This is a genomic window from Methylobacterium sp. WL18, assembly GCF_008040015.1.
In the GTDB taxonomy this organism is placed as follows: domain Bacteria; phylum Pseudomonadota; class Alphaproteobacteria; order Rhizobiales; family Beijerinckiaceae; genus Methylobacterium; species Methylobacterium mesophilicum.
Map to the genome: position 1 here is coordinate 1 of NZ_VRVD01000287.1, position 5874 is coordinate 5874.

The 5874-nt window shown below is 67.7% G+C and carries 8 protein-coding genes and 1 tRNA gene; 1 reads left to right on the forward strand and 8 read right to left on the reverse strand.

The annotated features are described in order from the left end of the window. From nuoE to FV228_RS18485, 5 genes are all read right to left on the reverse strand, one after another. Positions 1-744 (reverse strand): NADH-quinone oxidoreductase subunit NuoE (nuoE, locus tag FV228_RS18465; protein WP_147855961.1); only part of this gene is annotated, 744 nt, incomplete at its 3' end. A 12-nt stretch (positions 745-756) separates the two neighbouring features. After that, positions 757-1947 (reverse strand): NADH-quinone oxidoreductase subunit D, encoded by a 1191-nt coding sequence (locus FV228_RS18470; protein ID WP_147855962.1) that lies wholly within the window; start codon positions 1945-1947, stop codon positions 757-759. A gap of 16 nt (positions 1948-1963) precedes the next feature. Further along, complete coding sequence (locus FV228_RS18475) at positions 1964-2611, reverse strand: NADH-quinone oxidoreductase subunit C (RefSeq protein ID WP_147855963.1); 648 nt, start codon at positions 2609-2611, stop codon at positions 1964-1966. A 9-nt stretch (positions 2612-2620) separates the two neighbouring features. Beyond that, on the reverse strand, positions 2621-3220 hold the full coding sequence (locus FV228_RS18480) for an NADH-quinone oxidoreductase subunit B (RefSeq protein ID WP_007560753.1): 600 nt from the start codon (positions 3218-3220) through the stop codon (positions 2621-2623). A gap of 41 nt (positions 3221-3261) precedes the next feature. Then, positions 3262-3627: an NADH-quinone oxidoreductase subunit A gene (locus FV228_RS18485; RefSeq protein WP_147855964.1), complete on the reverse strand. Its 366-nt coding sequence runs from the start codon at positions 3625-3627 to the stop codon at positions 3262-3264. 342 nt (positions 3628-3969) lie between these two features. On the opposite strand from FV228_RS18485, the gene FV228_RS18490 reads away from it, so the two are divergent. After that, positions 3970-4046, forward strand: a tRNA-Asp gene (locus tag FV228_RS18490). Positions 4047-4221: 175 nt separating this feature from the next. On the opposite strand, the gene FV228_RS18495 is transcribed toward FV228_RS18490, so the two are convergent. The 3 genes from FV228_RS18495 to FV228_RS18505 form a co-directional block, all read right to left on the reverse strand. After that, entirely contained in the window at positions 4222-5130 is a 909-nt protein-coding gene (locus FV228_RS18495; RefSeq protein WP_147855965.1) for an EamA family transporter, read from the reverse strand. A gap of 90 nt (positions 5131-5220) precedes the next feature. Continuing rightward, on the reverse strand, positions 5221-5607 hold the full coding sequence (locus FV228_RS18500) for a Rid family detoxifying hydrolase (RefSeq protein WP_246689946.1): 387 nt from the start codon (positions 5605-5607) through the stop codon (positions 5221-5223). Between the two features lie 63 nt (positions 5608-5670). After that, positions 5671-5874 (reverse strand): DUF1127 domain-containing protein (locus FV228_RS18505; protein WP_147855967.1); only part of this gene is annotated, 204 nt, incomplete at its 5' end.

The window sequence follows — 5874 nt, forward strand, 5'->3', positions numbered from 1 at the left end:
GGGCCGGGCAGGCTTGGGCTGGGACGCCGCCCGCTGCTCGCTCGACTTCGCCTCGTCCGCCTTCGCGGCCTCCTCGGCGCCGGACTTCGCGGTGTCCTCGAAGCGCTTGCGCCAGGCGCCGACCCGCGAGCCGTCGAACAGGGCCGGATCGGTGAGCGTGTCGGGGCCGCCGAGCGGCTCGGACGCCTGACGCTCGACCTGCGAGCCGACCTTGACCGGCCGGCCGGCGGCGAGGTCGTCCATCAGGGTGCCGAGCGATTCGGGCGTCAGGTCCTCGTAATAATCCTGGTTGATCTGGACCATCGGGGCGTTGCAACAGGCGCCCAGGCACTCGACCTCGAGCCACGAGAAGGTGCCGTCGGGCGAGACGTGGCCGGCGGGGCCGAGGCGCGCCTCCAGCATCTCCTTCAGGCCCCGGGCACCGCAGGAATCGCACGGCACCGTGCCGCAGACCTGGATCCAGAAGCGACCGACCGGCTCCAGGGCGAACATCGTGTAGAAGGTGGCGACCTCCAGCACGCGGATGTTGGGCATGCCGAGCTCGGCCGCCACCGCCTCGATGGCGGCCCGGGGCAGCCACCCGCCGTTCTGCTCCTGCGCCTTCCAGAGCAGCGAGATCACCGCGGAGGCCTGGCGGCCTTCCGGGTACTTGGCGATCTGGGTCTTCGCCCAGGCGGCGTTCTCGGGGGAGAACGCGAAGCTCTCGGGCTGCTCAGAGGCCGGCGCGAGTCTGCGGTTTGCCATCCTGCTAACGCCTCACCGATCCACTTCGCCGAACACGATGTCGAGGGTGCCCAGCACGCACGACACGTCGGCCAGAAGGTGCCCCCGGCACATCCAATCCATCGCCTGAAGATGCGCGAAGCCCGGCGCGCGGATCTTGCAGCGGTACGGCTTGTTGGTCCCGTCGGACACGAGATAGACGCCGAACTCGCCCTTGGGTGCTTCCACCGCGGCGTAGACCTCGCCTTCCGGTACGTGGAAACCCTCGGTGTAGAGCTTGAAGTGGTGGATGAGCGCTTCCATCGAGCGCTTCATCTCCCGGCGGGGCGGCGGCGCGAACTTGCCGTCGATGGCCGCGATCGGGCCCTGCCCGGCCGGCTCGCGCAGCTTGGCGCAGCATTGCTTCATGATCTTGGCCGATTCCCGCATCTCCTCCATGCGGATCACCTGCCGGTCATAGGTGTCGCCGTTCCGGCCGACCGGGATGTCGAAGTCCATCTCCTCGTAGCACTCGTAGGGCTGCGACTTGCGCAGGTCCCACGGGATGCCCGAGCCGCGCAGCATGACGCCGGAGAAGCCCCACTCCATGCACTCGTCCACCGACACGATGCCGATGTCGACGTTGCGCTGCTTGAAGATGCGGTTGGCCATGACGAGGTCGTCGAGATCCTGGACGACCTGCAGGAACGGGTCGCAGAAGGCCTCGATGTCGTCGACCAGCTTGGGCGGCAGATCCTGGTGGACGCCGCCCGGCCGGAAGTAGTTGGCGTGGAGCCGGGCGCCCGAGGCACGCTCGTAGAAGATCATCAGCTTCTCGCGCTCCTCGAAGCCCCAGAGCGGGGGCGTGAGGGCGCCGACATCCATCGCCTGCGTGGTGACGTTGAGCAGGTGCGACAGGAGGCGGCCGATCTCGCAGAACAGCACGCGGATCAGCTGCGCGCGCCGAGGCACTTCAATGCCCGCGAGCTTCTCGATCGCCAGGCAGAAGGCGTGCTCCTGATTCATCGGAGACACGTAGTCGAGCCGGTCGAAATAGGGCGTCGCCTGCAGGTAGGTCTTGTGTTCGATCAGCTTCTCGGTGCCGCGGTGCAGCAGGCCGATATGCGGATCGACCCGCTCGACCACCTCGCCGTCCAGCTCCAGCACCAGGCGCAGCACGCCGTGCGCCGCCGGGTGCTGCGGGCCGAAATTGATCGCGAAGTTGCGGATGTTGTGCTCGGTCATCGGGCGGTTCCGCTCCTCAGGCCGACTTCTTCTCGTCGCCCGGGAGCACGTAATCCGTGCCCTCCCAGGGCGAGAGGAAATCGAAGTTCCGGAATTCCTGCGTCAGCTGGACCGGCTCGTAGACGACCCGGGCCTCGTCCTGGTCGTACCGGACCTCGACGAAGCCGGTGAGCGGGAAGTCCTTGCGCAGGGGGTGCCCCTCGAACCCGTAATCGGTGAGCAGCCGGCGCAGGTCCGGATGCCCCGAGAACAGGATGCCGTAGAGGTCGTAGGTCTCGCGCTCGTACCAGTTGGCGGCCGGGAACACCTCGATGGCCGAGGGGACCGGGGTCACCTCGTCGGTCTGCACCTTCACCCGGATGCGCGCGTTGTGGCGCAGCGAGAGCAGGTGGTAGACCACGTCGAAGCGCTTCTCGCGCTGCGGGTAGTCCGCGCCGCAGATGTCGATGAAGCTCCGGAACGCGCAGGCCGGGTCGTCGCGCAGGTAGGTGAGCGCGTAGACGATGTCGGAGGCCTGGACCACCAGGGTCAGCTCGCCGAACGCGATGGCGTGGGACACCACCGCCGGGCCGAGCGCGCCGGTGACGCGTTCCGCCAGCGCCGTGAGGGCGGCCGCGCCGCTCTCCGGCTGCGTGTGCGACAGGATCGAGATGCCGTTGGTCATGGCCGCTCCTCAGCGCTCGATCGTGCCGGTGCGGCGGATCTTCTTCTGGAGAAGCAGAACGCCGTAGAGCAGCGCCTCTGCGGTGGGCGGGCAGCCGGGCACGTAGATGTCCACCGGGACCACCCGGTCGCAGCCGCGCACCACCGAATAGGAATAGTGGTAGTAGCCGCCGCCGTTGGCGCAGGAGCCCATCGAGATCACGTAGCGCGGCTCCGGCATCTGGTCGTAGACCTTGCGCAGGGCCGGAGCCATCTTGTTGGTCAAGGTGCCGGCGACGATCATCACGTCGGATTGGCGCGGCGAGCCGCGCGGCGCGAAGCCGAAGCGCTCGCAATCGTAGCGCGGCATCGACATCTGCATCATCTCGACCGCGCAGCAGGCGAGCCCGAAGGTCATCCACATCAGCGAGCCGGTGCGGGCCCAGTTGATCAGCTCGTCCGTGGTGGTGAGCAGGAAGCCCCGGTCGGCCAGCTCGTCGCTGATCGACAGGAAGGTCGGATCGTCGGCGCCGATCGGCCGGCCGGTGTTGGGATCGATGATCCCCTTCGGCTGGGGCGCGACCGCGGGGGCGCGGGACAGGCTGTGGGTCGTGTCGGTGATCAGGGCCATCGGCGACTCGGAATGCGGTGCGGGCAGGCTGCTGTTGCGAATCAATCCCACTCGAGGGCGCCCTTGCGCCACTCGTAGACGAAACCGACCGTCAGCACGCCCAGGAAGACGATCATCGACCAGAAGCCGAACCAGCCAAGGTCTCCGAAGCTGATCGCCCACGGGAACAGGAACGCGACCTCGAGATCGAAGATGATGAACAGGATCGCCACGAGGTAGAACCGCACGTCGAACTTCATGCGGGCATCGTCGAAGGCATTGAAGCCGCACTCGTAGGCCGAGAGCTTCTCCGGATCCGGGCTCTTGAAGGCGACCAGGAACGGCACGACCAGCAGCGCGGTGGCGATGAACAGAGCAACGCCGATGAACACGATGAGCGGAAGATAGTCCGCCAACAATCCGGTCATGCCAGGGCCTCGCGAGAGCGTCTCGTATCGACGTGGGAAACCGCGGTGCGCCGCCGAACCGGATTCGCCCGTGGAATTGTTCTTATGCCAGGATGCGCGCGGCCGGAGGCTTAGTCGAGCCGCCGACCCGTGACAATGGCTTGTCGCGTCGCACAAAGTGCACGTCCTGCCTTGTGCAGAGATTGGGCGCGGGCGGCTCGCCTGCAACACGACGCAAGCGCGCAGCCCGCCCGGCCCACCGCCGAACAAAACCGTCACGGACACGCTTGACAGTCCCCGGCCTGGCCCATACACCCCGCCCCGTCGCCGGGCGAAACGCCCCCTTCGAAGCGACCACGCCGTGCGGGCGTAGCTCAGTTGGTTAGAGTGCCGGCCTGTCACGCCGGAGGTCGCGGGTTCGAGTCCCGTCGCCCGCGCCACTTCCACGATCCCCCATCCTCAGATCCGAACCGCGCCTCCGATCGTTTCGGGGGCGTTCTCACGTTTGCGCTGCGGTCGGGATGGGGATCGACCGGCGAATCGGCGCCGTCAAACGTGAGATGCCGGTGGCAACGTGGCCGTCGAGCCGCCTCTCACGATGCGCGTCCGGGCAGCTCAGCTGACGGCCCGCGGCGGGGCATCGGCCTTCGCGAGTATCGGATCCATTGCGCACCTGCGACCACCGCGGATGCTCAGGGCGATTCCGGCCAGGATGAGGCTTCCGCCCGCCAGGATGTCGGAGTTCAGAGGCTCGCCGAGCGTCAGGTGCGTGCTCAGGATTCCGGCCACCGGCACCAGCAGCGCGAACGGCGTCACCACGGCCGCGGGATAGCGGGTCAGGAGCCGATTCCACAGGCCGAAGGCCAGCAGCGTCGTTGGATAGGCCTGGAAGCCGATCGACGCCACCGCCGTCCAGTCCGGATGTGTCAAGGTCGTGAGGGCAGCCGGCCCCTCGACGATCAGCGACAGGCCCAGCAGCGGCACCGTGGTGGCGAGGCTGCCCCACACCATCAGGGCAAGCATGTCGACCTGCCCGATCCGCTTCGCGGTCACGTTGGCGCAGGCCCAGGCCAACGCGGCCGCGACGACCAACAGGAGTGGCCCCACGGGCGCGCCGCCGGCTCGACCAAGGGCGATCATCGCCGTCCCCAGAAGTGCGACCACGCCTCCCAGCACTTGTAGCCGGCGCGGGCGTTCCCTGAGGACCAGCCAGGCCAGCGCGACCGTGAACGGCACCTGGACCTGGATCAGCAGCGACGAAAGACCGGCCGGCATACCCAGCCGGATCGCCGTGAACAGCAACCCGAACTGACCGATTCCCAAAGCCAGGCCGAAGACGACCACCAGGGCAGGCGGAGCCCGGGGCGGCCGAATCACCAGCACCGCCGGAACGGCCGCCAGGGCGAAGCGCAGGGTGCAGAGTAGGAGCGGAGGCGTCGTCTCGAGGCCGATCTTGATGGCAACGAAGTTGGCACCAAGGATCGTGACAACCAGGATGGCCGACAGCGTGTCGCGCGGCGTCATTCGAGTGTCCCCAGCCACCCCTCATTGAACTTTGCGCGCACCGACCCGACCAACCGCCGGCCCCGTGTTCCGCTCGGCATGCGTACGCCCTCAGGGCCGTGGGACAGCCGCAACCATCTCGATCTCCACGTGTGCCCCAAGCGGGAGCGCCGCAACGCCGATCGTCGTGCGCGCCGGGTAGGGGGCCGCGAAGTACTGGGCGTAGACGTGGTTCATCGCGGAGAAGTCGCCCATGTCAGTCAGAAATACGTTGCACTTCACCACGTCCCCGAAGCCAAGTCCCGCTGCTATCAGCACAGCTTCGAGGTTTCGAAAACACTGGTGAACCTGCTCTTTGAACCCGCCTTCGACCAAACGGCCGGTCGCACCGTCGATCGGAGTCTGGCCCGACAAATAGACGGTGTCGCAGGCGCGCACAGCGTGCGCATAGGGGCCGACGGCCGTTGCGCCGGGTGCAATCACTGCAACTCTGCTCACCTTATGGTCGCTCCTGAATGTGGTGGTCGAGTGGAGGCCCATTTCGTGCGGACCGTCGCAGCATCAACGCCGGCCCGCCCCCCGCGCCCGGCGGCGGTCGTCGCGCCGGCCGATCAGCAGATCGGTGGCATCGCGGGGGCCCGGGACGGCTGCGTCGGCGACGTCCTGCGGTGTCAGGCCGATATCCTTCAGCTCCCGCTCGGACAGGGTCGAGAGCCGGTGCAGGACGCGCCGGTTCATCGCCGCGCGGGACAGGCCCGCCCGCAC

What these genes read in the sequence shown, in the direction of transcription:
- FV228_RS18475 (WP_147855963.1), bottom strand. Translation starts at nt 2,611, where the DNA reads ATGACCAACGGCATCTCGATCCTGTCGCACACGCAGCCGGAGAGCGGC.
- FV228_RS18470 (WP_147855962.1), bottom strand. Translation starts at nt 1,947, where the DNA reads ATGACCGAGCACAACATCCGCAACTTCGCGATCAATTTCGGCCCGCAG.
- FV228_RS18480 (WP_007560753.1), bottom strand. Translation starts at nt 3,220, where the DNA reads ATGGCCCTGATCACCGACACGACCCACAGCCTGTCCCGCGCCCCCGCG.
- FV228_RS18495 (WP_147855965.1), bottom strand. Translation starts at nt 5,130, where the DNA reads ATGACGCCGCGCGACACGCTGTCGGCCATCCTGGTTGTCACGATCCTT.
- FV228_RS18485 (WP_147855964.1), bottom strand. Translation starts at nt 3,627, where the DNA reads ATGACCGGATTGTTGGCGGACTATCTTCCGCTCATCGTGTTCATCGGC.